We start from the raw sequence: 25,463 nt of genomic DNA on the forward strand, positions 1-25,463 counted from the left end.
TAAAATTGACAAAAGTGAATTATTTTTTTTGAAACCAGAAAATTAATTAGGGAATGTTCCGGTATGGGCCAGCTTGCAACGGGCACATAGACCTTTAATTTCTACAGTACAATTTATAATTGAAAATTGAATCGAATTCGCAAATTCTGTTACGGCGGAGAAATCTACAACGCTTTCTAATTCCTTGACAAAACCACAGTGGCTGCAAATTAGGAATTGGGCCTGCCCCATATGATCTCCATGCAAACAAGCAACATAAGATTTCAAACTATCGATACAATGAATAAATCCTTCTTGATGCCAAAACTGAATGGCACGATAAACTGTAGGTGGCTTGGGGTTCTCAGTTTGTTCGGATAATTTTTGTAGGATTTCATAAGCTCCAAGAGGCTTTCTCTCTTCCACTAAAATTTTGAGGACACGCTCTCTCGGTTCCGTAAATCGATACCCATGCTTTATACAATGCTTATAAGCCTTGTCCAACAAATTGTATTTCATCAATCATTTTTAAGTTTAATGGATCAAATACTATTGTACCACAGTCATTATTTTACCGAAAAATAATTAAACAAATACCGCAAGATATTTAACAGAAATTCTATTGGCATAAAAATTATTAAATGTGACTTGTTCTTTGGCAATAGAATGTTACAATGTAACACTTTCGAAAGGTTGGTTTGCAAAATAATTAATTTTCATTTCCTATAGGTTTTAAGGACAGGAAAATTTTCTTTGCTTACTGGATCTTATCTAATTTTAAGGTTTTAAGAGTTACTGTAATTGTTAATGACTTTTCTGAAATTAATATTGATGAACAACTGATAAAGTCAAGAGAGTCCCCTTTAAAGCGGACTTTTGCAAAAAAGCGGGCTCTTTAATGTCCTTTAAATGGAGGAAACCAATGTATTTTTATAATTATAGATTCCGCCTTCCAGATGACATCCAATTTTCCGATCCTGAGCAAACCTCAATGCGAATTGATCAGATGTTAAATGCCTCCAGAAACTTGGGATTAGTACGCATAGCAATTGACTTGACCAGCCCCAATAAAAGTATCAGTTTATTATGTAAATCTCAAAATGCTCATGCCATAGAGTCAGCAGTAACTCAAATTTTGTTGACCCAAGAAATTACGTTGTGCAGCGACATGGAGGAAGAAGCGCTGTGGTTTGAAGAGAAAGGGGCGCATAACGGTCAGGTGTTTCAAGCTGAGTCTATACATACAGGTGGTATTAAAAAGAAAAGAAAAAAAATATCGCATAGGTTCTCTCCCCCCCCTTACGCTCACTCCCGCAGTCACTCCACCTCCCACGACCACTCTCATGACCACTCTCATGACCACTCTCATGACCACTCTCATGGACACTCTCATGGACACTCCCATGGTCATGAAAATCATTGGGTTAAAGCCGCATTAGGTTTGATTTGGGGAGTAGCCCTGCTTGTTCTTGCTATAGGGAGTTTTAATATTCCTCTTCTTGCCTATTATGCCATAACCGGCCTTACTACTTTGATGACACTGTATTTGGGATATACCGTTTATCAATCAGCATGGTATGCCTTGCTTGAAAAGAAATGGGATACTACAACTTTATATACTATCAGTACCTTAACCATCGTTGCCGTATCCATTGCCAGTCTGTTTATTCCCGGACTACCCATGATGTTTGAGGCAGCGCCTTTGGTCTTAGGTTTTTGGCATTTAGGCGAAGGCATTGAACATACTTTAATCGATAAAATCACTAAAAAATTAGACGTTCGTGATTGTGTGGATCCCTTAGTCCTATTAAAGGGTAAACCAGACATAGAGATTTCAGTGAAACACTTAATTCCTAACGATATAATTCTCGTGAAAAAGGGACGTGTTATTCCTGTCGATGGGGTATTAACCACAGAAGCATTACTTTATACCACACGAATCGATGGTTCACCTGAACTCAAAAGGTTTAAAGCAGGCGATGAAGTCAAAGCCGGAATGCGTTTAGCCGATCATATTCCTTCATTGGAAATGCGGGTTACAAAGACCTATCAAAACTCGTACCTTTCATTATTGGCGGAAAATATTGATAAAGCGAACGAGGAAAAAGCACCTGTTGAAATCTTTGCAGATAAGGTATTGAAATATTTTATTCCTGGTTTGCTTGGAATTGCACTGCTCTCAGGCATTATTATAGGTTCCGTGTTTAATCCCGCGCTTGCAATTCAATGTGTCGTATCGGTTCTTGTGAGTGCATGTCCATGCGCTTTAAGCCTGATTACCCCCTTGGCGGTTAAAATCGGCATGCAAAAGGCCTCTGAAAATGGAATTATTTTTAGGAACGGTAAAGCACTACAAGCAGCGGCTAATATTGATACTGTTGTTTTTGATTTAAATGGCACGCTGACTCAAGGGAATGTCACAGTAGAAGCGTTGACGATTGATGATAAAAAGTTTTTGAGCCACGTCGCGTTATTAGAAGGCCAAGCCGACCATCCATTAGCAAAAATTATTAAGTCTTATATCGAAGATCAAGGCATCATTGCAGATGAGCAATCAGAAATAACTTCTGTTGATCAACGTCATCACTCAGGCATCAAAGGTGTGATTAAGGGTGAAACATTTATGATCGGCAATAAAGACATGCTTGCCGCGAATGGAGTCATGCAGATTAACGCGCCCTATAATAACCCTGAAAATGGTTCCATCTATATTGTACGTGAAAAAAACGTGATAGGACAAATTTCCTTAATCGATCCATTACGTGAAGATGCCATTGCTACAGTAAATGAATTAAAGCGTCTGGGTAAAACGGTACATATTTGTACCGGTGCAGATCGGGAAACTGCAGAAAAATATGCAAAATTATTGGGTATTTCTAAAAAGAATATTTTTGCGAATACAGTAGGTGTTGTCACGCGAACTGGCGAGATATCTAAAGAAAGTTATATTGAACAGTTAAAGCATGATGGCTATAAAGTGGCTATGGTAGGTGACGCAGCAAATGATCTCACAGCCATTAGGCATTCCAATCTCGGTATTGCTGTTCAATCGAAAATTGGTGATGACATTACACAGCAATATGCAGGCATAGTGGTTCAGCAAGGAAGACTATTTTCTATTGCAACTGCATTTGATATCGCAGCAAAAACAACAAAAAATATTGCCCAAAATTTCTGCGTGAGTTTAACCTATAATTCAACAATTACTTTAGTGGCGGCAGGACTGTTTGTTGCTTTAGGTTTTGCCCTTAACCCTGCACTTGGGGTGGCATTAATGGTGCTTGAATCAGCGATTGTTTTACTGAATTTATATCGTTTCAAAGAACAAGAAGTTGTAACAACTTCCACATCAAATAGTAATAGTGCAGGAGTGGATGAAGTTTCTGAAGATACAACTTTCGATTTATTGAATGTTTTGGGTTATCGCCCCCAACCTAAATCAAATCTTGATAGTGCTGGGGCAGAGCCTTTCACAATGGGCTATCAAACGAACCCTTTATTTACACCTCGACCTAAAGAGAAAAATTATTCTTTTTCCGTTCATGACGTAACTTCATGCGATGCAACCTGTCAAATCTCTTGATCACATCTGAACTGAAATCGATTAAAAAAAATTAAAGCTCCCCAATCTCATAATAAGAGTCCCTGCTCTTAAAACCTAACTTGGCTTCATATTCTCGTTGTTATGTCCCAATGAAGATTCTCTTGCAATCTTAAGTTTACTTGACATCGTATTGGCTTGCCAAAAAAGAACCCCACTGTCTACAATATTTGAGCTAAGATGAGTTGGACAATGACGCTCAATGAACTCTTCCCATGTCAAATAACATGGATCATCAAGTTGATAATCAGCTAAATGAGTTCCAGGGAGCAACTTATTTTTAAAACGATCCCCATATAAAAGACACTCATATAGTGCAATAAATTTTTGATACTCACTAAAAGAAAAATGCTCGTAAAATTTACCCCTATAACCATAAAGAATGAACAACAATTCATGAACTGCCGTTGTTGCATCAAGATCCAGAGTGATTGACTCCGTACTGTTTTTTTTATTAATTATAAGCTTCATTAGTGACCATTAATTAAAAATGAGCCATAACTTATTAATATATTTAAAGTAGCGAGAAATCAATATAGTTATCTGAACTTTAACCATCTAATCCATTAAAGCCCATTCTCAGAGCTGAGAGTAAGGGTTCCAAGCGATGCGTTACTAGAGCTTTTCTACCATATTAATAATCTCGCCGAGTGAAAGATGGCTCACCTTTTTATCGAGTGCAACAAAATTGTGCTTACATTGTGAGCAGTTGATCATATTTTTATCTCATGTTCAGTTAATTCCTTGTTGCCCAAAGATTTCTTTCTAGAAATTACAAATTTTTTGCTATGATTAACTGACTTTTGCCCGCATTTTGCTTTCATTGCAAGCGAAAATATTTGGTTAAGATCATCTATTGTCAGTATGTTCATACACTAAAACACTCTAGTTATTAAGATTGAAAAGAGCATATGATTAAAGGGACATTAGTGGTAACGATACAGTACGTTTAAAAGACATATCATATCACTATTTAATAAACTGGATATTAATATGAAAAAACTGTTTTACAGTCTGTTGGTGGTTTTGGTAGGTATTGGATTATTGTACTTATTTCAACCATTTCTGGGGTTTAATATTGCAATTTCTGAGGTATTAGGCCGATCTTTTCCATTTCTAAAACCACAAGCCCCCCAAGATATTGATCTAAAGAATGATTTTATACTTAAACCTTATGTTCGGAATTTGGATAGTCCCCGATTTATGTACGTTACGGAATCTGGAGATTTACTTATAACAGAACCTCCAAAAGGAAACGTACTCCTCATACCTTATAAAAAACCAGAGCAGAAACGAATACTGCTTTCTGGTTTGAACAATCCTCACAGTATGGATGTTTATGAGAACTACCTATATATTGCAGAAGAAAATGCTATTGGACGAATCGAATTTGATGCAAAAGAGGGACGCACTATTGGTCGTTATGAACGGATAATTAAAAATATTCCGGATGATGGCGGCCATTGGACCAGAACCATTAAATTTGGCCCTGATGGATATGGCTATGTATCTATTGGTTCTTCTTGCAATGTCTGTATTGAAAAAAATCCTTTAAGAGCCTCTATCTCTCGGTTTAAACCAGGAGATGATCATATGACAGTTTATGCCACAGGGCTTAGAAACGCTGTTGGATTTGATTGGTCACCCACAGATGGAGGACTTTATGCAACCGAAAATAGTCGTGATTATTTGGGAGACCATTTTCCACCCGACGAATTGAATCTGATTCAAGAAAATCAATTTTATGGATGGCCTTACGCAAACGGTGATCGTGTTCCAGACCCAAAATTTGGCATTGGGCAAGAACAAATGATTAATAAATCACAAATCCCTGTTTTCAAATTTGCCGCCCATCAGGCACCGCTGGGTATCACTTTTATAAAAAATCCTCAATCCCCATTGTATAAAAAAGCACTGATTGCCTTTCATGGCTCCTGGAATAGCTCAATTAAGGTCGGTTATAAAGTCGTTAGTTTAACTTTTGAAAATGGAGTTATAACTCAAAATGATTTTATTACTGGATTTCTCAAAAATGGTAAAGTAATTGGCAGACCTGTACATGTCGTCGAAGGTAAAGACGGTGAATTGTATCTATCTGATGATTTTAATGGAGTGATTTATTTGATTGAACATAAGTAGGGACAACAAGACTCTTGTTTTTTAATTTTCAGCGGGTTATAAGAAGATGTGATCAAAAAAGATGCACATTATCTTTTTTTGTGTTAAATTAGCACTCATTTTATATTTATTGGGTAGCTAATATGTTCTTTGTTCGATTAGATGTATTATTGGTCGCATGTTTCTTAATGTTGTTTCAGCAATCAACACACAGTCACGGACTTATAGAAAAGCCTATGTCTCGCGAGTATTTTTGCGGCAAAGTGACTCAGCCCCATCATATTGAGCCTGACAACACACTTCCTTATGCAGAATGTCGCCCCATTTTAACAAAGGGAGATGGAAGTTATAATCATGATGTCTACCAGTTTATGAGCGTATTAAGCCATACTCGGGGGTATTATCAAAATGACAATTTACCAAAACACGTTTGCGGTTTTGATAGCGAGACATTTAAAGGAAAAGCATCTCCCTGGGATGCCGCCATTAATTGGCCCACCAACAAAATAACCACAGCCACACAAGAATTTGTCTGGGATATTTCTTATGGCCCCCACTTTAGCGATACGGAACATTTTCGGTATTGGATTACCAAAGCGGATTATCAATTTAATAAAAATCAACCCTTAAAATGGACCGATTTTGAAGTAGAACCCTTTTGTGAGCTCGCATGGGATGACAAAAATCCGCCTCAAGATAAAAATACCATTTGGGCTGATAAGAAAAACAATAAATTTCATATGACATGTAATATACCAACACGTACAGCCCGCCATGTTATCTATGCGGAATGGGGACGAGATCAAAGCACCAATGAACGATTTCACTCGTGTATTGATGTTGCGTATTAATTGTCACTCCCTAGAAATAAATGCTCCCCCTAGGTGCCGCGTTTTATGCGCGGTATCCAAAACAATGCTTTTATAGTCATTCTGAGTTTTTTTAAAGCAAAATCATTGAATAACACGCATAAAGCCTGAAAGTTCCTCACAAAATTTAAACAGGAAAAGATGTATTCTACACAAGCAATATATTTTTCATTTTAACTTAACAACCGTAGGTTATGGTGAGATTATATCTCTGAAACCAATTGCTCAAACGTTAACCTGGTTTGAATCGTTAATAGGACAATTTTATTTAGCAGTTATCATCGGCCAGTTATCATCGGCCAGATTGTCGAAGGAGAGGTGGTGTAGCCACCCGTTTATCACTTATTTATTGCGGCACTTTATTAAAAAATACGTTGCCATCTCACCAACTCCCTTGACTAAAATGGTTCCTCTTTTTTCAAACTCGAATCGATCTTTCAGAATTTGGTATGTTGCTTCACTTACATGGATTCGCCCCGGTTCGCCGTGAGACTCCATACGGCTTGCCAAATTGATGGTTTTTCCCCATAGATCATAAGAAAATTTTTTCTTTCCGATGATACCACCCACTACAGCTCCAGTATGAATCCCTATGCGTACTTGAATGGGATAATGAAGCTTTTCGTTCATCCTATTTATCTTTTCAAGTACACTGCATGCAAAATTAGCGACAACTTCAGCGTGAAATTGATTGTTTATTGGAGCACCTGCCACCGCCATATAGCAATCTCCTATCGTTTTAATTTTTTCAAGACCGAATTGATCAGTAAGTTCATCCATAGTGGAAAATATAGTATTCAACATCCTAATCAACTTACCTGGGGTCAGGATATCTGCCAAATTAGAAAAATTAACAATATCAATAAATACAGCGGTTACAGAAGGAAATCGTTCAACGATTGTTTGTTCACCTAGTTTTAAACGTTCCGCAATAGAGCTCGGCACAATACTCAACAAGAGTTCATCTGATCTTTTCTTGGCTTCTTGTATTTGGATAAGATAAAGTTTTTCTTTGTCCCTTAATATCTTTTTTTCTATGGATGCTTCGATTCGAGCTTTAAAAATAACAGGATTAAATGGCTTAAGAAGATAATCATCAGCCCCCATCTCGAGACAACGTACTACTGCATCAATTTCTTTGAGGGGAGAAATAACAATTACAGGAAGATAGTAATAACGGCTATCTCCCATGATTCGTTTTAAAACTTCAAAACCACTTATCCCTGAAGTGATAATTGATAAAAGTATTAAATCGAAATTACCAGTACTTAGTTCATCAAGTACTTTAGAAGCATTACCACAAGGCGTGGCATTAAACCCATAATGCTTTAAACGACGTATTAATAAATCTCTCGCCATTTCATTGTCTTCAACAACAAGAATAGAACCTTTGGGAGGTATAGGCTTATAGATAATTTTATTGTCAAGCGGAGGAATAGAGACAATCACATCATGAATTATAATATTCGATTTCTTAAATTGTGCTAATAGATCTGTGCCCCTCCATTGTATTTGGGCTAATTTATCTATTTCGTTTATATAATTAATGAACAATTTTGCAGCTAGAAGAATTTTTCTAATATCATGAGTAAATTGCTCCTGTTCGACTGAGAGCTCTTCATCCAAAAGGAGCTCACAATAACCAATAACTGAATTAAGCGGCGTAAGTAAATTAAATTGCAATTCGCTGCTGAATGTTTTCAAATTAAATGCTTCTGATTTCCCAGCAGTAGAGCTGAAATGTAACACCTCCTCTACACGGCTTTGTAAGAGTTTTCCCGATTGTAAAATCTTTTTAAGATCATCCTCATACGTTTCAAGCTGATGGAAGACAAGTTCCTCAAGTAGGATTTCGGCATAGCCAACAATGACATCAAGAGGCGTGGAAAACTCACTACGTAAACTGGCAAATAAAGCCTCTCGTTCACGCCTCAGGGTTGAGTTATGCTCCTTCTTTATTTTTTTATCGAAATCCATTAATTATGTTCCTCATAGAGTTAAATATGCGGTGGCTCAACACGCTTTCACTAATCGCTCAATTTTTTCAAGAAGACGAGGAAGATCAATAGGCTTCACTTCATAATCATCACAGCCTGCAGCTACTGCTTTTTCCCTATCTCCTACCATAGCATGCGCCGTTAGAGCAATAATCGGGATGGCGCTGGTCTCTGGAGCAGATTTAAGTTGTCGTGTAGCATCGTATCCATCCAAAACAGGTAGGCTTAAATCCATTAAAATGAGATCGGGATTTTCAGCTCTTGCCATGCTCACGCCTTTTTCCCCATCGACTGCACTAATGATCTCATATCCTTTACGTTGCAAACGTCTTGATAGCATATCAAGATTCAATTCATTATCTTCAACAATTAAGATCTTTATCGTCATCGCAATATCTCCTAGCGATTTTTAATTATTTGTTCAATCTGATCCGTTATCGTGGCAACAAGTTGCTCCCGACTATAGGAGTTTTTTTGTAAAACTACTTTGCTCGAATTCATCAGAAAGTCTCGTTCTTCTTGGGTTAAATCCTTTGCAGTGAAGATGATTACAGGAATTTGAGCCCATTTTTCATGTTTTTGTAATTCACGAATGACAGCAAAACCATCCATTTCTGGCATCATTAAATCCAGGAGAATCAGAGAAGGAGTCTGGTCAGCTAAAACCTCTAAAGCATCACGACCATTTTTTGCCTCCAACACATTCCATCCCGACTTTTTAATCGCTCTTCGAATAATATTCCGTGCGTCTGCTTCATCATCCACAATTAATATAGATTTAATAGCATCCTGCGGTAATATACTCTCAATTTTCTCCATAAGTGTCTTAGGTTCAACGGGTTTATTGAGATAGTCAACAGCACCTAAAGCAAAACCCAAGTCTTTTTCCAGCAGCATTGAGACCAGAATCACGGGAATATTAGCCAGATTAGGATCAGATTTTAATGCTGATAAGGTAGTCCATCCATCCATCATGGGCATAATCACATCAAGAGTAATCAAGTCAGGCTGATATTTTTTTGCTAAAGAAAGGCATTCTTCACCATGGAATGCGTGTAACACTCTTATACCTGATTTTTCTAAAGCCTTTTGCATTATGTCATGTATTTTAGGATCATCATCAACCACCAGGACCGTTTTGGCTCCTACTTCTCCATGGACTTGTTGTTCAGGTAATTTTACCTGAGATATTTTTTCAACGCCTACTTTACTAATCAGCGGCAAAACAATAGTAAACGTGGAGCCCTTACCATATTCACTATCGATACTCACGTCACCTCCTAGAATTTTAGAGAAGCTTTTCGTCAAATACAAACCTAACCCAGTTCCACCAAATCGACGCGCGGTCGAGGATTCTGCTTGAGAGAATGCTTTAAACAATGTACCTAATTGCTCACGAGTCAGTCCGATCCCTGTATCACTGACTGAAAATTGCATATACGGTTTACCGTCACTCATTAACGGTTTAACCGATAAAGTAATCGTACCTTCTTTGGTAAATTTAGCTGCATTGCTTATTAAATTTAACAGACATTGTCTGACTTTCACGAGATCGGTATGCATCGTGTCCACCCGAGGATCGATCTCACATTTAAATGTATTCATATTCTTGCTCATCAAAGGAGTAATTATAGCCTCCAACTCCTTAATCATCTCGGGAATTTTGACATCTTCCAGGAAAATATCCATCTTACCTGCTTCAATTTTCGATAAATCCAAGATATCGTTGATAAGCGACAACAAATGTTTTGCTGAAGACTCTATTTTTTTGAGATCATCCAGATAAATCTCATGTCCCTCATCTTCCATTTCTTCTTTCAATAATTCGCAATAACCAATGATAGCATTGAGTGGCGTGCGTAATTCATGGCTGGTATTGGCAATAAATTCAGATTTTGCTTTATTAGCCACTTCCGAGTCTTTTTTAGCTTCATTTAATTGTACCACCAACTGTTCCAAATTCTGATTTACATTTTGCAGCTCCTTGGTTCTTGACTCTACCAATTCGTGTAAATGCTCTTGAGTATATTGCAGGCTTTCGGCCATATCATTGAAGGTTTTAACGACTCTGTTAAGATCATCATAAGGCGTCATACTTAAACGCTGCTCTAATCCGCCTTTGTCTTTGGTGATCTGATACATTGCCGAACTTAAACTACCCAATGATTTAGAAATAGCGTGATATAAAAAATATCCTACGATACTAATAAATAGAAGGATGCCCAAAGGTAAAGAAACCATAATAATACGATTGGTTGCAATCAGCTTATGAAAAGTCTTTAATGATTGATCCTTTAATTTCTTTGTAATTTGATCCAAGTTGTCAAATTGTTTTGCAAGAGACGCTAAATTTTCCTTTACCGCAATATGATTTTTTTGTAATTGCAATTGAAGATTGTTGAGTTCTTTTCGCAGGGAGAGGATACTTCCTGAACCCTGGGTTAACTGATTAACAACCAAGTTAAATTGGTTGCCTAAATCCAATGCGGCTTGGTGCAGTTGCGGATTATCCTGTAATAAAGTACTTAATTGTTGCAATTTACTGCGTGTTACTGGGATTAGCTGCAATAGTTGATTATCTTTTAAATTATTCAATTCATCGGAATTTTCTTCATCAGCAATTTCTTCGATCAATGCCATGAGCTGTGCGAGTTCTATATTAATTTTTTCATCGATACGATGAGCATCTGCAGCATTACTTAAAATCAGAGTTTCTAATGCTCCTTTAAGCTGGTCACTTTGTGGAAGTTTTCCATCCTGGAAATAGCCACGTAGTTGGCGTATGTTTTTTTTATATTGATAAGTTAAAATACCGCTGATATTTTCAGACTTATTGTGAATATTTTTAATTTGCTGATCAATAATTCTTTTTTGATCTGCCAACTCGTTTTTCGCTTTCAAAAAGGATTGAGTCAACTTCAATAATTGATCGTCAATTTTTAAAAATTCCTGATAGATCACTTTAAGATTTTCAAGTGCCTGCAAGACAGAGGAAACTTTATTGGTAACCAAAGCCAATTGTTCCTCCCCCTCAATAAAAATCGTCTCTATCGGTAAACGAGGCTCCAGTTTGGATAAATCATTTTCTTCATGTGCGGTTAAAATGCTTTGTTGGCGCACCAAGAATTGAGTTCGTGCATTACTCATTCTAAATCGCGCGTTTTCAATTGAAGTCACCGTTAATAAAAGGTTTTGATTTTGAAGCAGTTGATGATTAAGATAGAGTGCAGCCAAGCTAAGGATCATCGTAAAAATAACGGTAAGAATATAAAATAACAGAAACACGTTTACTAATGATAATCTTAGTTTCCTGTACATTAATAATCCTTCCACTTATTCTTTAACAAACGAATGCAATTCAGTCCAATCAAGAGAGGTAAATTTTCCATTTCTTAATATAGTAGGCCAAACTGTATGTAATGCCTGGTGATTGTTTTTATCATAACTGATGGGAATATCGATGCCTATATCCACATCGCGCATGTTTTGCATCACATCAACAAGCCCTTCTCGCGTCAATTTATTAGCATCCGCAGCACGTTGTAATGCCAGGACAAATAATTTTGTAGCGAGGTACCCCTCTAATGAGATATAGCCTGGTTGGGCATCATGTGCATATTTTTTTAGACTCTCTCGATACTCTTTGACAGCAGGAAGATCAGAGTTATAACTAGGAACAACCTGAGTCACTATCACGCGGTTATCTCCCAATGTGCCAAGCTCTTTTAGCAAAGTTTCACTTCCCACAAAAGAAACATTGAGAAACAGGGTATTAGGCAGGTCTTCAACCGCCAATTTAATGAATCGAGCAGCAGGAAGATAAGGAGCTACTATAATAATCGCCTTTGGCATTTTTTTTGCATCCAGGATCTCGGATAAACCCTCCTCCACATTTACTGTATTTCTGGTGAACCGACCATGCATTAATTTTTCTGAATCTTGATAACCTTCTTCCTTTAACGCTTTTATAGCACCAAAATAACCGGAATCCCCAAACGAATCATTTTGTGTAAAAAATGCAATTTCATCGGGTTTAATTCCTGCTTTTAATAAACCTTTCACCATGGCCGCAGTTTCTTCTGCATAACTTGCACGAAAATTAAAAACGTACCGATCGGGGGGGCTTTTACGGAGCACTTCTGTTCCAGCATAACAACCATAGAGTAGTGTCTGCAATTCTTGGGCAATAGGTACTGAAACCACCGCAGTTGGAGATCCCACATTGCCGATGACAGCGAGCACTTGATCCTGCGTAATTAATTTGCGCATGTTAGGCGCAGCAAGCGAAGGCTCATAGGAATCATTATAGACAATAAATGTTAATTTTTGACCATTGATACCACCAGCAGCATTTATTCTGTCAAAATACGTTTTGATTCCAAGGGTCATGCCCTGCCCCAACGTTTGTGCCGGACCTTCCAAAGCAGTGCTGCTTCCTATCCTAATAGGTGATTGATTGGCCGTGGACAAGGTTGCTTGTGCAAATGATAGTTGAGCAAAAGTAAGGAGTATAAAAATAATACTCCTGCTGAATGAAAATAAAATCCATTCCTTTATCATTTGTTTATCCAAGAGAGAAATATTTTATGATAAAAAAAGTATAGTTGATTCAACGCATGTAAGCACCTCGAATAAGGATTTTTTTGCGAAATAATTTATTTTATCGAGAAATACCCGTATATATTTTGTTGGCTTCCAAGATCTTAAGAGGATTACCATAAGGAAAAAGCAAAATTCCTAGCAGCTTTTAACTCTCTCCCCATGAGCTGATAAAAGAAAAGTTATGAACAACACGCAATCAAAAGGAATAAACGAATCACTTTGGATAATAATTCAGCATTATCAGAGTAACCGCAACACCTTGAGCGCTTCTGTTGTACGTAGCAAAATCATAAAACTCAACTGCCCTCAACGCAAAGTTAGAATTAATCTGATAAGATAAGGAGCCGCCAAGAAAAGGATCAACATCTACAGTGTTTGTGTTCTGAGAAAAAAATTGACGAGGGGCAACCGTAGTCGCTGTCAAGTATGTTGAAATAACTGATGCACCACCAACTATACTGGCTCTTAATCTACTTTTAGGGTTAAGAGTATATCCTATAATAGCTACCAATGACTTACTTGATCTGGAAATTTTTAATCCATCTTTTATTTTTGAATGAGTAAAAATTTGATTATAATCCAGTTCATAAGTGAAGGGTAAGTTGTCACCAAGGCCTGCTCCAAACCCCCAACGCATCCCGCTGGCATTGTTGGGAAACACATCCCGAGGTGTAAAATGTATTGTTGACTGGTCGGGAGGAGATAATGACAATTGATTGTCGTTGAAAAAAGTGTGTGTAAATACATATCCGCCTGTGATGTAAAAAGAACCATGGCAGCGCCAATCTGCTTTATCACAGTTTTTTTTAGCTTCTGCAGCAAAAATTAGGTTGCTTAGCGTTATTGAAAAGATTATTGCGACAATTTGATATTTAACCACATGCTTATCCTTAAAAATTAATAAATTTTATTTTATATAAAGCTCGGACTATTGGAATACTTAATTCTGCCTTTTATGCAACGAACAAGAAATACATAATACCAATAAATAATGTAATTTTTTGACCCTGGGCACATATATAAATAAGTTGGTCAAAAAACAATTTATTTTCCAATTAATTCAGTATATTCCCGCATTGTATTGGCAGTGATTTCTCTAAATCGTTCCGGTGTTAGGTCATTAGAAAGAGGGCTGGAGTCCTTGCTGTGAATTAAAAATTTCTCATATGCATTTTTACCTAGGAGAGTAAATAAATTATTCAATTCTGGAATAGTAAAATTTAATAGAGCCAAATTTTCTTCCGGCATCAGCGGCAAAATACGTTGCTTCACCTGCGTTTCATAAGCATAAGCAAGTGCTCATCGCGGAAATCCAAAATTTATCGGTTGGCTTTGCACTTTTTTCTATGACAAACCGTAATTTTCCGCTTTTTGATGGCCCAGGCATTTATTTACATGACTTATATGTGAAAGAGCACTATAGGCGTAAGGGTATTGCCACACAATTAGTAAATCAGTTAATAGAACTCACCAAAGAGCGCTCTTGTACACGAATAGATTGAGTATTATTAACCAATAACAATTAGGGCAAAATTTTTATGCCAGTATTGACTCAGCCAAGCCTGTAGATTACATCCAGTATATGAGAATTAGTTGTGATGACTCAGCGAGGTCTTTAGCTCCTACGCAAAATGAGTCTTGAAGAAAAAATTCATTTTATGGAAACATTTCGCCAGATACCACAGAATTGTTCGGCAATAGTGTAAATGCTCAGTCACTATCAAGGAACGGTTGGGTTTGAGTACAGGTTGTACGGAGATTTTTCTGAGCAAGCACAGCATACATCAACATGTGCGCATTGATTAGAAAAAATTTCTCGCAAAATGTGCTAGCCGTTCTTCAAGAAGTATTAGTGCTTAGGACTCATTCCTTTCGCCTGCAGTTCTTGCAGCGCGCCTTTATTTTTATGTAAATTTAAATTCATTCCAGCTAATACCTCCGGTGCTTTTGTAAATTGAATGTCGGCATATTCCACGACTTGAATATGATTCCCCCAAGGGTCCAGAAAATCTAAAAATTGTTCTCCAATTAATTCAGCCCCAGCCTTTTTCGCCAATTCTTTCACCTTGGAACGATCATCAACCACAAGACCAAAATGACGTATCTTATCTTTATGAGGGGTAGTATTTCGCATTAGAGCAATAAATTGATCGCCTAAATCAATAAAAGCATGATTTTTATCTTTACCTCGCAAAGTAAAATTAAAAATTTTGCTATAAAATTCCAATGAGTGTTCCACATCTCCCACTTCAAGTGCAATATGGTTAATGCCTATCAGTTTTGCTTTTTCCATAATTAGCTCCTCCTTTAACTCTATAATAACTATAGCTGATTAATGAATCGAAAATCGGGTTCGCAAAAGCAGACTTTCAATCCAAAATTAACTAAAAAAAACATGTAAAGCTCATTTATTTAATAAGTTGACTATAATTTATACTATAAATAACTTAATTCTTGAGAAGCTGAAAATGCTTTAAAGAAAAAGCAGTGTATTCATTATGGCTCAAACAAAGTATAGAAAAGATCCAACTGGAAAATTTGGAGGGAAACAAGTAACTCATAAAGCAGATACTGCTCCGCTCTATCCCGGCAAATTAGAAGTAAAACAAATCATTCAAGGCAGTCAATCAGGTGATTGTTATCTATTGTCAGCTATTAATTCGATTCTTGCGCTTCCAGGTGGTGAGAATTTTATTCGCCAGCGAATGGTTGAAAAAGATGGGGAAGTTCATGTTTTGCTTTTTGATGATTCATATAAACCTCACTGGATAGCTATTGATAAATCACTGCCAACATCGCCAGGTGTGTTAAGTAGTGGAGCCACATGGGTTCGATATCTTGAAAAAGCATATACAGCGTTTCATTCAGGAGATTATAATCAAACGTTAAAAAGTGGAAAAACCACTCAAGCATTACAAACCTTCCTTGGAAGATCTACAGACTCTCTTTCTTTACCATACCAATCAAAAAGTACACTTGCTGATCTTTATACAAAGAGTATTGCTGGCTGTTCCGGTCAAGATGTTTATACTTTAATTTTTTTATTACGTCCTATGACTAATCCAGCTACCATGCAGAATATAGTAAAGCATGTTTTTAATGATAACAGTGCACTCTTGGCAGATTGGTGGGCTTGGGTAAAACCCAATAAGAAAGATTGGGAGAAATTATTAAAAACCCACCCCTTGACCATTGAAGCCTTTCAAGCACACCTTAATAAAATGCAGCAAAAAAACCCCGAAACCTGCCCAAAAGAAGCGATCCAAGCTGTAGTAACATGGCTGAATACCAATAAAATACTGCCTTCTAGAAAAAGCTATGGTTATGAGGAAGAACATTTGTTCTCTGAGTTAAAAAATGCAATGGAGCACGATCAACCTGTAGTAGCTGATCCTAAAAATATGCCTTCAAAAGGTATTATCCCAGAGCATTCTTACGCAATCGTCGGCATCAGGGAAAATCCAGTAACTGGTAAAAAATTTATTGTATTACGTAATCCATTTCCTGAAGATCGTTCTTTAATTTCACATTTTTTCCTGTCAGGAGGACGACATACAAGCGAAACAATAGATCCCAAAACAGGTGAATCTAAGCTGAAATTCAGCACAACCAAGAACTCTACTTTTGAAATGGAATTACGTGATTTTACCGAGTCATTTGCTTACATTGATAAGGGAAGATCGCTGGAGCATGTAGAGTTTACTCCCGAACAGAATGAAACTCCTACCCCCAATTAATCAATAAGATAGATTCAAATTACTCCTTAATTTAACAAAAAATAAGCAAACTGTCCTTTTTTAATAATTCCTTAATGTATTCGAGTTATCATTAGCAAAAAAATTAGCTCCAATATGCATTACAGCGAGGAACATCCTGTGTTTAGTAAGCCGTTAAATACAAAAACAGATAAAGTAAATGAAAAAATTGCTGGTATTACTCGTGCCACAGAAGTACAAGACATCCGCTCTCTACCCAATTTTGATGAAATTTTGAGTAAAAACCCGTACCGTGAAAAAGTTCAGGGTTATTATGTTGAGATTCCATTATCTCAGTATGAAACATTTGTACCCAATGCACCTAAATTTCCCGATCGTTATGGCAATAATTATACAGGTGGTCAGTTTGATGCACCATTATTCACATTAAAAGAATGGCGTGACAACTGGACAGAAGCTTACCCAGACCCTAGTAGTGATAAACCCGATTTATTAGTCAATGCGAATTGGTTTAATGTATGGACAACTGGTGTACCCAATGTGGGAGAAAAAATCAACCCTAGAACACAACCACGCACATTTCTTGTTGGCTTATCGGTAAGTCATGGTGAGCTGGTGTCCACATATAAAGTACTTGATCAGAATAATGTTGGGTTGGATACAATTGTTTTTGATGCTGCACGTAAAAAAGCATCTATCATGGCCCATACAGATATTGAACCTGCATTGGAGACAAATCCCAATTTTTATGATGATAAAAATGCCGTATCCGGGTTTATTATTCTAAGGGATGAAACGAGATTAAAAACACCCGATTTGAATAATAACCATGCAAATCGATTGCCGCGTACTGGGGTTGGCTACAAAAATAATGGCAATAATATTGTTGTCATGGTCATTCATAATCCTGATCGTAACTGCGGTGTTACTGCGGAAGAGTTTGCGGATTTATTTGCCGCACTCGGGTGTACTCATGCCATCAACTTAGATAATAGCGGCTCTGTAGAGCTTTACTATCACGGATTAGGTGGGCTTGGTAAAAAAATGGTCACTGTGCAAACAAAAACCTGTGATGCAGGGACAACAACGGAACGACCAAAACCTAATTGTTTGGGCTTTAAAAATGTAAGTAGACATACCTTATTTGCCAAGGACGACTCAGATATCCCGGCAAGAAAGCAACCAAGTTCTGATGTGGAAAAACCATCAGCCCAAACAGATGATGAGATAACGTATAGTTATTATATTAAACGCTAACTTAAGGTCGACGAAAACTGGAATATGCAATTTGCATTTTCTCATCTATAGAAATTGCTTCAGATGAAGAGGCATCTGAGGCAATTTTTACTGCTAATTCAATAGGAAATTTAACCTGACTAAAAAAACTAGTACCATCTCGATATGCTTGAGCAAGTATATGAGAGGTATATTGTATTTTATAACGTTCGGCGAAATAGGGACATAGCACTGCAATATGAAACGTGGAAGCAGTGTCATGTATGCGTCTATCATTGATATAGAGCGTGCAATCGTCGACAGTAGAAGTAACAAGATTTGCTTTATCTAGATTAAGCAGATACTTAAAGCTGTCCCTAGATTTAATCGTTGGAAAAGTAACGGCTAGTTGCTGATTTTTTGATAAAAAAGCTGGGAGAGAAACACTATTCCCATGAATGACTATTGAATCAGTGTCTTTATTTAAACCTAATCGATTCAAAAATATATCGCGCATTTCCTGATCAGGAAACTCAATTGCCAATGTTCTATTTTTGTCTTTAATACACTCAGATAATTTAATTACTGGACCTATTGCTCGCTGAATAAAATAATTCAATCGCTGTTGTAGCACATGATCACCAGAACAATAACGATCAATAATCCTGGTAAACCAAGTAGAACCATAATTATTTTCAGTCAGCGATGCATGAAGTTGTTCATAGAGGCCATTAAGTAATTTTTGCTGAGCTACCTTCCACTCTGATGGTACGGAATTTGGGGATAATGTTTGTGCACTAGCAATTTGACGTACCATGTTTAGAACAGAGCGAATACGCGAATAATTGGCCGATTTACGCGGTAAGCGCTGTAACAAAGCTAAAAGATCGTTTTCGTAAGTAGTTATCCAATTTTTGGAATAAAATTTTGTATCATGCATCAGATTCCTTACAACTGTAATGATTGGATAACTCTATCAAAATCAGTTTAACTATGTTATCAAATTGGACGCTTTAACCCTTTCGAGAATGGGCTGTAAAAATATATAGCTCATGTTGCCTTCTAAAGAACAAAAATGTCAAGAGCCACCGCTTTTGCCTTTAGGACTGACCTGAGACTTTGATTGTCCGGGCAGATAGTCTTCAATTAGGGTAAAATCTGCCAATTTAGAAACAATTACTTCTGAATTAATGAGGGAAGAATTTAAATATTTGTGGAGCAAATAGGCAGTTTGGGACACTAAACGATGAGACGACATCACTGAAAGATGACCGTGGCGATCTAAGATATTGAGTGAGTTTGGATACTTATCAACATATTCTTTAATATACCCAGATTCTCCTGGAACAATTGCATCTTCTGTTGCAATGAAAAAATGATAGGTACTTGCTGAGTTTTCGATTATTTTTCTTTTAAGCCGTATCAGAAATTCACTATCAATTTCCATTTCCTTGATTGAATCAGAAAACCATGACAAGGGTTTCATAGCCAGATAAGAACCATTAAATGGTGTACCTACTGTAATAATTAAAAGTACTTCAATACCGGCTAAGCGGGCCAAAAACTCTGCGAAATATGAGGCAACCAAACCACCACGAGAATGAGCAATTAAAATGACTCGTCGATGATGATTTGCTTTTATTTTATCCCTAAGTTGTTCCGCAAAAAACTCGATACTTTTTCCCTGATATCGTTGGGCAAAAGAAAGTAAATTTAAGGAAGAAATTTCATTAGGAAGTCCAGCTTGAATCAAGCGCTCGGCAACCCGTTGAAAAGCGGAGGATTGATCTGCTGTACCATGAATAAAATAAATTGCCGTCTCTGATTCTTGATTTTGCTCATTCGTATAGAAAGGATTCCGATAGGTTTGATCCCCAGAGGGAGCCATTAACCAATAATAAGTATGAGCAAACATTCCTGTGGTGGAAATTGGTTGTTTTGTCTTTGCCGTATTGAGGGTTCGCTCCCACATAGTTAACTCCTTTTTCATTATCAAATTTCATGGAATATACTCTGACGTAAAAATGAAATAATATAAACTTATTGATAATTTAATAATACGAATGACTATAAAATTAGTCTTTTTAAGCGAAACACAAAACACGAAGTAATGCAATCATTCAATCCGTAACGGCTCCCATGTCCCGAAGAGCCGTCACTATTTCATGATCTTTTTAGTTTTTAAAACAAACCTCTGGATACTGCGCATAAAGCGCAGTCCCCCCGAACAGGTATGAGGGAAAGATGTAATCAGCAAGCCCATACCCCTTACCTCTATCTCTAGAAAGGCCACGCTTACTGTAAACCCAGTCGTTTCATATTGTTAACTTGGATAGTGCTGAGAAGAATCGTAATATGGAATGAGTCTTTTCAAAACAAAAAAACCATTTTTTTGAATGTTTGTTTGAAGATTACCTATCCAGCAATAATCTAAAATAATGAGTATAATTAATAAATATTCACTGCAACAAGGATGTTTTTATGTATGAAGATCTGACTGTTCCTTACCAAGCCCCCAAAGACATTGCTTCTTTACAGTTGGGAGGCATTCTTGCTGAGGATAAGGTGTTAGAAAATGCCCCCGTTAATCTCGTACTCAAATCATTTAACCGTCATGGCTTGATTGCTGGAGCTACAGGTAGTGGAAAAACAAAAACCATACAAGTGCTTTCCGAGCAATTGTCCTTAGCTGGGGTTCCTTGCCTGGTAATGGATATTAAAGGCGATGTCTCTGGTTTGGCAATGCCAGGAGAAGCCAATCCGGGTATTGAAAAGCGGTGTAAATCCTTACAATTACCATTTACTCCTCGCAGTTTCCCTGTAGAGTTATATACTCTAAGCAGCGTTCCTGGAGTTCCTTTACGGGCAACTATTTCTGATTTTGGTGCTTTACTGTTTTCGAGGATGTTAGAAATCAACGAAACTCAGGCTGGTGTTGTTACTATTCTTTTTGAGTATGCTAAAGACAATGCGATGCCGCTCATTGATCTACATGATTTTAAAGCGTTGTTGCAATACGTACAAAGTAAAGAGGGTAATGCAGAAATTGAATCACAATATGGCAGCGTTGCTGCGACTTCTATTGGTTCCATTATGCGTAAAATTGTTGAATTGGAATCACAAGGTGGCAAAGATTTTTTTGGTGAACCCGCATTTAAAATTGAGGATTTATTACAATATAACGAAAACAACCAGGGAATTATTTCCATTATTCGTTTAATGGACATGCAAGATCGACCACAGTTGTTTTCAACATTTATGTTAAAGCTACTGACCGACATTTATCGTCAACTGCCTGAGTTGGGCGATCCCGATAAGCCAAAATTAGTTTTATTTATTGACGAAGCACATCTGATTTTCAAAAATGCCAATAAAGCCTTATTAAGTACACTAGATACTATTGTTAAATTAATTCGCTCTAAAGGCGTAGGTTTAATTTTTTGCACACAAACGCCTAACGATATTCCCGAGGCTGTTTTAGGGCAGCTCGGATTGAAAGTTCAGCATGCTTTGCGTGCATTTACTGCCAAAGATCGACAAGCAATGAAATTAGTCGCGCAAAACTTTCCTCCATCAACCCACTATGATACAGAGAAAATGTTAACCTCTTTAGGCATTGGTGAGGCACTTTTGAGCGCTCTTGACGCGGAAGGAGAACCTACCCCCTTAGTTCACTGTTTGATGAGGCCGCCAGAGTCAAGAATGGGTGTATTAACTGAGTCCGAAGTCCAGCAAATACTTAACAAATCTCATTTGTATCAACGCTATTCTCGTCGGGAAAATCCACCCTCTGCTGCCGAAATGCTTGCTGCAAAAAAACAAAGCACGACAATGGAAGCTCCCACACCTTCACAAGAAAAAACGACCCCATCCGAACCGTCTATATTCGTCACAATGAGTAAAAATACTCTGGTGCGGCAAGTCGTTCGCGATTTTTTCCGTTGGTTACTAAAAAGTTTGACAAGCCGTAAACGCTAGCATAAGGTCGACGATTTGTTGCGCTGACGTCATGTTGCAAATATAATTCCGCCTTCATACTGCAAGTTCAATGATGTGGGCTCGTGTCCGGGGTCAATGGGTATATGCATGCTCTTAAAAAGATTTACTTAACTTAAATTTGCTAAAAATGTATCATTAGTGAAAATTTAAACGAATCCTTTTAGGGGAAGTAAGATGTCACTAGCAAAAATATATGCAGAAGAAGCTAAAGATTTCGAGCAAAGAGTGAAAAAAATATCAAAAACTGCAAAAAAAATTCTGTCAAAATATCCCCATGATTTTGATGAGGAACTCATAATCTTTGCAGTGCGGTCTATACTACGACACAACGAGATTGACGCCTATGAAAAAATTCCAGAGTCTCAATTGGCAGCAATGCTTAATGAAAAGACACTCTTTAATGCAATTCTTGCTTACTATTTTTCTGCACTTGATGAGCAACTTTTTCGGCAGAATAATTGGCTTCACAAAAATGATGTACCTACAGAAGAGGAAGACATTAATTTACGTACCAAATTTTTAGGCGAACTGTATGTCATTCGAGAGAAAAAATTTGAGGGGCACTCTATTGAGGAAGCAATTCGATTTAAGTTAGAACAAACCAAAGAATTAAGTGATGTAATAACAAAAACAGATATAGAACACCTCAAAGATCATCATACGCTAAACATCCTAGAAGTTATTTCCAGCTTACTAAAATTATTTGGTATGGCCATCTTTTCTCCACTTTATTTCGATCCCATCATTTCAAATAAATGCGCTATGGGAAATACATTTGCTACTCTTTGGTCGGGTAAATCATTAAACACAGTTCACATGGAGCATTTGAAGGCTAAATCAGAACAACTAGAACACGCGTGTAAAATTGTGAGTGAGGCTTTAGCAACTTCGCAAGATGGCCTCAAAACCGAAATAACATAAGTACAACATAAACTTATTTAAGATTCTTTAGATGTCGCGGACAAGGCCTGAGCAATCCACGCGAAATTTCCCCCTACGTATCGCGCTTTATGCACGGCACGTAGGGGGTTGAGTATAGGAGTAACCGTCTACATGTCTCACTGAACACGATTAGAAATGGATTAACTTTCGCTGTAGTGATACATTCATTTTTCATTCCAATGGGGTTTGCGCTTTTCAATAAATACTGTAAATCCTTCTTGAGCATCAAGCATTATCCCATTAAGTGACATGATTTCCCGCGCATAATCATAAGCAGCTTTATTTCTTACTTCGGATGCAATACAGAAAAATAAAAACTATTCGCTATATGATGCTCCGTAGCTCTCTCTAGATGATGTTCACTTGTATACTGAGCAATTTTCATCATTGCTTCATTTTGTATGGCAGCCATTTTTCGATGTGTCGTTTTTTCGAAAGTTTGAAGTTTTTCTGGCTCTAGCTTAGGAAAAAAAAGCCCCTGTCTTTGTCCTAATGCCAAGATTTTTGCAGCTTTTCGGATTGCTACAAAATCCTGAGCACCTTCATCTATCACCTTAGGTAATGAAGGCGAGCAAGGGGAACCTCCTAAATTCTCTGCTAAGACTATAGAATTAATCGGATCGCTGATTATGCTATCAAAATTTAATTGATCCAATTGATTACTGTTCGCCAAACATCGTGCAGCACTAGCCAGCGTTTTAACATATTTCAACTTGTGTATTAACTTATCAAGATTATATATATCTAAGAGATTCGCTGCCTTCATCATTTCGAATAATTTAAGCAAGGAGTCATCCGTTAATTCGGCTTTACACACTGCGGCAACAACCATATCCGTAGACAGTTTAATTCTTCCTTTACTCACTTCAGATTTATTATTCAAATTATGTATCAGCGAATTTGCTTGTAAGTACTCAATAACATTTGCTGCCTTGTCTGCACTATGAGGGTATTGATCTAATCCGTCATACGCTGCATTAACAGAGCAGTCGAGGCGGCTCAATTGAATCATCGCCTGTGCTAATCCAAAAGCATGTTCAGGATGAGAACAAATAACATCCGTTGTTTGATTATTGAAAAGTGTCGCCTTTTTAAGCGCTACTACTGCTTCAGCAACGCGATCAGGATAATTAGTGGCAAAAGCCAAATTTAACACATCCTCTTCCAGGTTCTCTTGATTTAAGAGAGTCACCGCATTGACTAATGCCATACTCTCATTAGAGCGAACAAATAGTGTTTCTAAAATCAAGGGAAGTAGTTCAGGATTGATAGTCATTTCCTTTAGCTTACCCGTGGCACATTCTATATCGAATCCCTTTCTATCGACACTTAAAATATAGGTCAAATAAGGCTGTGGATCCCAACCAGCGCTTTTAAAATTCTTGATAATTTCTTCGGCAAAAGAACACTTATCGAGTATGCCATCAACAACAAACAACTTATTCAAGCTATCTTGCGTATGAGGAAGAAGTTCTAACAACTTATAAAAATGATAAGGATTTTGTAATTTCAGAATATTGATCACATTATCAAGATTGAATAATTGCGGGTTAATCCTGAATAATGTTTCCAATGCCTGCTTCTTGCTAAAAAGCTGTTTCACGTCAATTAATAGTGGGACCACATCATCTGTATTTATGCCGTAACGATTAAGAGCACCCAGTGTTTCAAAATAAAGAAAAGCATCCTCGGCGAATGCTAATTGCCTAAAATATTTGAATATCTCTACTAATTGTTCTGGTTCTGACATCATTTCTGCTGCATGCAGAACGATTGTCATGATAGATGGAGAAAGTTTTTTGCTAATAGAAGCCAACAATGGTGCTAACTCTTTGGCATGCTTGGCATTTTTCTTCAAAAACACCACATGCTCTACTGACAGTTGTTTCTGATTATTTAAACAATCTAATGCTTCATAACCACCAAAATAATTAACAAGCATTCTAAAGATACGGCTGCTCTCTGAATCTCCATCTCTATCCTTCTTACCAATCAAAATAGTGACTAATTCTAAAAGTAACGATGGAGATAAGGTATCAATACCTTCAAGTTTGTTATTACAAAATTCACGTAACTCTTTAATATGCGGCTCATCCTTAAGCGTCCTAAAATATCCTTTGTTTTGATCATATAACTTAATTTGCTTTTGTATAATTTTTGCCTTCATTGACTAATCCTTTTGTTGTTACTCCTATTTTGCCTTCGACACATAATACTGCAGCAATAAATAAATAAACAGGCAGAACAACAAATCAGATTTGAGAAATAAATGGATAAATATTTGCAAACGGTGGATAAACTTTATCTCGTAGCTTACAACTAAATCGTGGGACCACCACTTCAAGGCTCATACAAAAATTCACCACAAGTAACTTAATAAGATCAATATCTTTTATATTAAGTTAGACTCTTAATGAGCCAATAT

20 protein-coding genes are annotated in these 25,463 nt (G+C 37.1%); 8 read left to right on the plus strand and 12 right to left on the minus strand.

The window, feature by feature from the left end; all coding sequences use genetic code 11:
* Nucleotides 1-42 precede the first annotated feature (42 nt).
* Entirely contained in the window at nucleotides 43-498 is a 456-nt protein-coding gene (locus DY223_RS15260) for a Fur family transcriptional regulator (protein ID WP_058458256.1), read from the minus strand.
* Between the two features lie 403 nt (nucleotides 499-901).
* On the opposite strand from DY223_RS15260, the gene DY223_RS15270 reads away from it, so the two are divergent.
* Nucleotides 902-3,562 (plus strand): heavy metal translocating P-type ATPase, encoded by a 2,661-nt coding sequence (locus tag DY223_RS15270; protein ID WP_058458257.1) that lies wholly within the window; start codon nucleotides 902-904, stop codon nucleotides 3,560-3,562.
* A 75-nt stretch (nucleotides 3,563-3,637) separates the two neighbouring features.
* Here the strand turns inward: DY223_RS15270 and DY223_RS15275 are convergent, their stop codons facing one another.
* Nucleotides 3,638-4,051: a hypothetical protein gene (locus tag DY223_RS15275; protein WP_058458258.1), complete on the minus strand. Its 414-nt coding sequence runs from the start codon at nucleotides 4,049-4,051 to the stop codon at nucleotides 3,638-3,640.
* A gap of 522 nt (nucleotides 4,052-4,573) precedes the next feature.
* Between DY223_RS15275 and DY223_RS15280 the strand changes: the two genes are divergently transcribed.
* Together DY223_RS15280 and DY223_RS15285 are read left to right on the plus strand one after the other, a co-directional pair.
* Nucleotides 4,574-5,719 carry a PQQ-dependent sugar dehydrogenase gene (locus tag DY223_RS15280; RefSeq protein WP_058458259.1) on the plus strand — a complete coding sequence of 382 codons (1,146 nt, stop codon included), beginning with the start codon at nucleotides 4,574-4,576 and terminating at the stop codon, nucleotides 5,717-5,719.
* A gap of 122 nt (nucleotides 5,720-5,841) precedes the next feature.
* The gene (locus DY223_RS15285) at nucleotides 5,842-6,549 is read left to right on the plus strand and encodes a lytic polysaccharide monooxygenase auxiliary activity family 9 protein (protein ID WP_058458260.1); all 708 of its coding nucleotides are present in this window, start codon (nucleotides 5,842-5,844) and stop codon (nucleotides 6,547-6,549) included.
* A 360-nt stretch (nucleotides 6,550-6,909) separates the two neighbouring features.
* Here DY223_RS15285 and DY223_RS15295 read toward each other — a convergent pair whose 3' ends face one another.
* The 6 genes from DY223_RS15295 to DY223_RS15320 form a co-directional block, all read right to left on the minus strand.
* On the minus strand, nucleotides 6,910-8,544 hold the full coding sequence (locus DY223_RS15295) for an adenylate/guanylate cyclase domain-containing protein (RefSeq protein WP_082642395.1): 1,635 nt from the start codon (nucleotides 8,542-8,544) through the stop codon (nucleotides 6,910-6,912).
* A 36-nt stretch (nucleotides 8,545-8,580) separates the two neighbouring features.
* Complete coding sequence (locus DY223_RS15300; protein WP_058458261.1) at nucleotides 8,581-8,952, minus strand: response regulator; 372 nt, start codon at nucleotides 8,950-8,952, stop codon at nucleotides 8,581-8,583.
* A gap of 11 nt (nucleotides 8,953-8,963) precedes the next feature.
* Entirely contained in the window at nucleotides 8,964-11,882 is a 2,919-nt protein-coding gene (locus DY223_RS15305; RefSeq protein ID WP_058458262.1) for a response regulator, read from the minus strand.
* A gap of 15 nt (nucleotides 11,883-11,897) precedes the next feature.
* Nucleotides 11,898-13,124, minus strand: a complete 1,227-nt coding sequence (locus DY223_RS15310; protein WP_082642396.1) for an ABC transporter substrate-binding protein — start codon at nucleotides 13,122-13,124, stop codon at nucleotides 11,898-11,900.
* Nucleotides 13,125-13,380: 256 nt separating this feature from the next.
* Nucleotides 13,381-14,046 (minus strand): hypothetical protein, encoded by a 666-nt coding sequence (locus DY223_RS15315; RefSeq protein ID WP_058458263.1) that lies wholly within the window; start codon nucleotides 14,044-14,046, stop codon nucleotides 13,381-13,383.
* A 164-nt stretch (nucleotides 14,047-14,210) separates the two neighbouring features.
* Nucleotides 14,211-14,438: a hypothetical protein gene (locus DY223_RS15320; protein ID WP_058458264.1), complete on the minus strand. Its 228-nt coding sequence runs from the start codon at nucleotides 14,436-14,438 to the stop codon at nucleotides 14,211-14,213.
* 23 nt (nucleotides 14,439-14,461) lie between these two features.
* On the opposite strand from DY223_RS15320, the gene DY223_RS15325 reads away from it, so the two are divergent.
* Nucleotides 14,462-14,668, plus strand: a complete 207-nt coding sequence (locus tag DY223_RS15325; protein WP_058458265.1) for a GNAT family N-acetyltransferase — start codon at nucleotides 14,462-14,464, stop codon at nucleotides 14,666-14,668.
* 347 nt (nucleotides 14,669-15,015) lie between these two features.
* Here DY223_RS15325 and DY223_RS15330 read toward each other — a convergent pair whose 3' ends face one another.
* Complete coding sequence (locus tag DY223_RS15330) at nucleotides 15,016-15,459, minus strand: VOC family protein (RefSeq protein WP_058458266.1); 444 nt, start codon at nucleotides 15,457-15,459, stop codon at nucleotides 15,016-15,018.
* A 205-nt stretch (nucleotides 15,460-15,664) separates the two neighbouring features.
* On the opposite strand from DY223_RS15330, the gene DY223_RS15335 reads away from it, so the two are divergent.
* Nucleotides 15,665-16,903: a C2 family cysteine protease gene (locus DY223_RS15335; RefSeq protein WP_058458267.1), complete on the plus strand. Its 1,239-nt coding sequence runs from the start codon at nucleotides 15,665-15,667 to the stop codon at nucleotides 16,901-16,903.
* A 138-nt stretch (nucleotides 16,904-17,041) separates the two neighbouring features.
* A complete protein-coding gene (locus DY223_RS15340) occupies nucleotides 17,042-18,139 on the plus strand; it encodes a phosphodiester glycosidase family protein (RefSeq protein WP_058458268.1) in 1,098 nt (365 codons plus the stop codon).
* A 1-nt stretch (nucleotide 18,140) separates the two neighbouring features.
* On the opposite strand, the gene DY223_RS15345 is transcribed toward DY223_RS15340, so the two are convergent.
* Together DY223_RS15345 and DY223_RS15350 are read right to left on the minus strand one after the other, a co-directional pair.
* Nucleotides 18,141-19,037, minus strand: coding sequence for a hypothetical protein (locus tag DY223_RS15345; protein WP_058458269.1), 897 nt, complete (start codon nucleotides 19,035-19,037; stop codon nucleotides 18,141-18,143).
* 138 nt (nucleotides 19,038-19,175) lie between these two features.
* Nucleotides 19,176-20,069 carry an esterase/lipase family protein gene (locus DY223_RS15350; RefSeq protein ID WP_058458270.1) on the minus strand — a complete coding sequence of 298 codons (894 nt, stop codon included), beginning with the start codon at nucleotides 20,067-20,069 and terminating at the stop codon, nucleotides 19,176-19,178.
* Nucleotides 20,070-20,578: 509 nt separating this feature from the next.
* On the opposite strand from DY223_RS15350, the gene DY223_RS15355 reads away from it, so the two are divergent.
* Together DY223_RS15355 and DY223_RS15360 are read left to right on the plus strand one after the other, a co-directional pair.
* Entirely contained in the window at nucleotides 20,579-22,075 is a 1,497-nt protein-coding gene (locus DY223_RS15355; RefSeq protein ID WP_058458271.1) for a helicase HerA-like domain-containing protein, read from the plus strand.
* Between the two features lie 195 nt (nucleotides 22,076-22,270).
* Nucleotides 22,271-23,017, plus strand: a complete 747-nt coding sequence (locus tag DY223_RS15360) for a hypothetical protein (RefSeq protein ID WP_058458272.1) — start codon at nucleotides 22,271-22,273, stop codon at nucleotides 23,015-23,017.
* Nucleotides 23,018-23,324: 307 nt separating this feature from the next.
* Here DY223_RS15360 and DY223_RS15365 read toward each other — a convergent pair whose 3' ends face one another.
* A complete protein-coding gene (locus tag DY223_RS15365; RefSeq protein ID WP_058458273.1) occupies nucleotides 23,325-25,205 on the minus strand; it encodes a hypothetical protein in 1,881 nt (626 codons plus the stop codon).
* Nucleotides 25,206-25,463: the final 258 nt, after the last annotated feature.

It is taken from the genome of Legionella bozemanae (genome assembly GCF_900450575.1).
In the GTDB taxonomy this organism is placed as follows: Bacteria; Pseudomonadota; Gammaproteobacteria; order Legionellales; family Legionellaceae; genus Legionella; species Legionella bozemanae.

Coding starts and splice junctions, on each gene's coding strand:
- DY223_RS15260 (WP_058458256.1), bottom strand. CDS start 498: ATGAAATACAATTTGTTGGACAAGGCTTATAAGCATTGTATAAAGCAT.
- DY223_RS15270 (WP_058458257.1), top strand. CDS start 902: ATGTATTTTTATAATTATAGATTCCGCCTTCCAGATGACATCCAATTT.
- DY223_RS15275 (WP_058458258.1), bottom strand. CDS start 4,051: ATGAAGCTTATAATTAATAAAAAAAACAGTACGGAGTCAATCACTCTG.
- DY223_RS15280 (WP_058458259.1), top strand. CDS start 4,574: ATGAAAAAACTGTTTTACAGTCTGTTGGTGGTTTTGGTAGGTATTGGA.
- DY223_RS15285 (WP_058458260.1), top strand. CDS start 5,842: ATGTTCTTTGTTCGATTAGATGTATTATTGGTCGCATGTTTCTTAATG.
- DY223_RS15295 (WP_082642395.1), bottom strand. CDS start 8,544: ATGGATTTCGATAAAAAAATAAAGAAGGAGCATAACTCAACCCTGAGG.
- DY223_RS15300 (WP_058458261.1), bottom strand. CDS start 8,952: ATGACGATAAAGATCTTAATTGTTGAAGATAATGAATTGAATCTTGAT.
- DY223_RS15305 (WP_058458262.1), bottom strand. CDS start 11,882: ATGTACAGGAAACTAAGATTATCATTAGTAAACGTGTTTCTGTTATTT.
- DY223_RS15310 (WP_082642396.1), bottom strand. CDS start 13,124: ATGATAAAGGAATGGATTTTATTTTCATTCAGCAGGAGTATTATTTTT.
- DY223_RS15330 (WP_058458266.1), bottom strand. CDS start 15,459: ATGGAAAAAGCAAAACTGATAGGCATTAACCATATTGCACTTGAAGTG.
- DY223_RS15335 (WP_058458267.1), top strand. CDS start 15,665: ATGGCTCAAACAAAGTATAGAAAAGATCCAACTGGAAAATTTGGAGGG.
- DY223_RS15345 (WP_058458269.1), bottom strand. CDS start 19,037: ATGCATGATACAAAATTTTATTCCAAAAATTGGATAACTACTTACGAA.
- DY223_RS15350 (WP_058458270.1), bottom strand. CDS start 20,069: ATGTGGGAGCGAACCCTCAATACGGCAAAGACAAAACAACCAATTTCC.
- DY223_RS15355 (WP_058458271.1), top strand. CDS start 20,579: ATGTATGAAGATCTGACTGTTCCTTACCAAGCCCCCAAAGACATTGCT.
- DY223_RS15360 (WP_058458272.1), top strand. CDS start 22,271: ATGTCACTAGCAAAAATATATGCAGAAGAAGCTAAAGATTTCGAGCAA.
- DY223_RS15365 (WP_058458273.1), bottom strand. CDS start 25,205: ATGAAGGCAAAAATTATACAAAAGCAAATTAAGTTATATGATCAAAAC.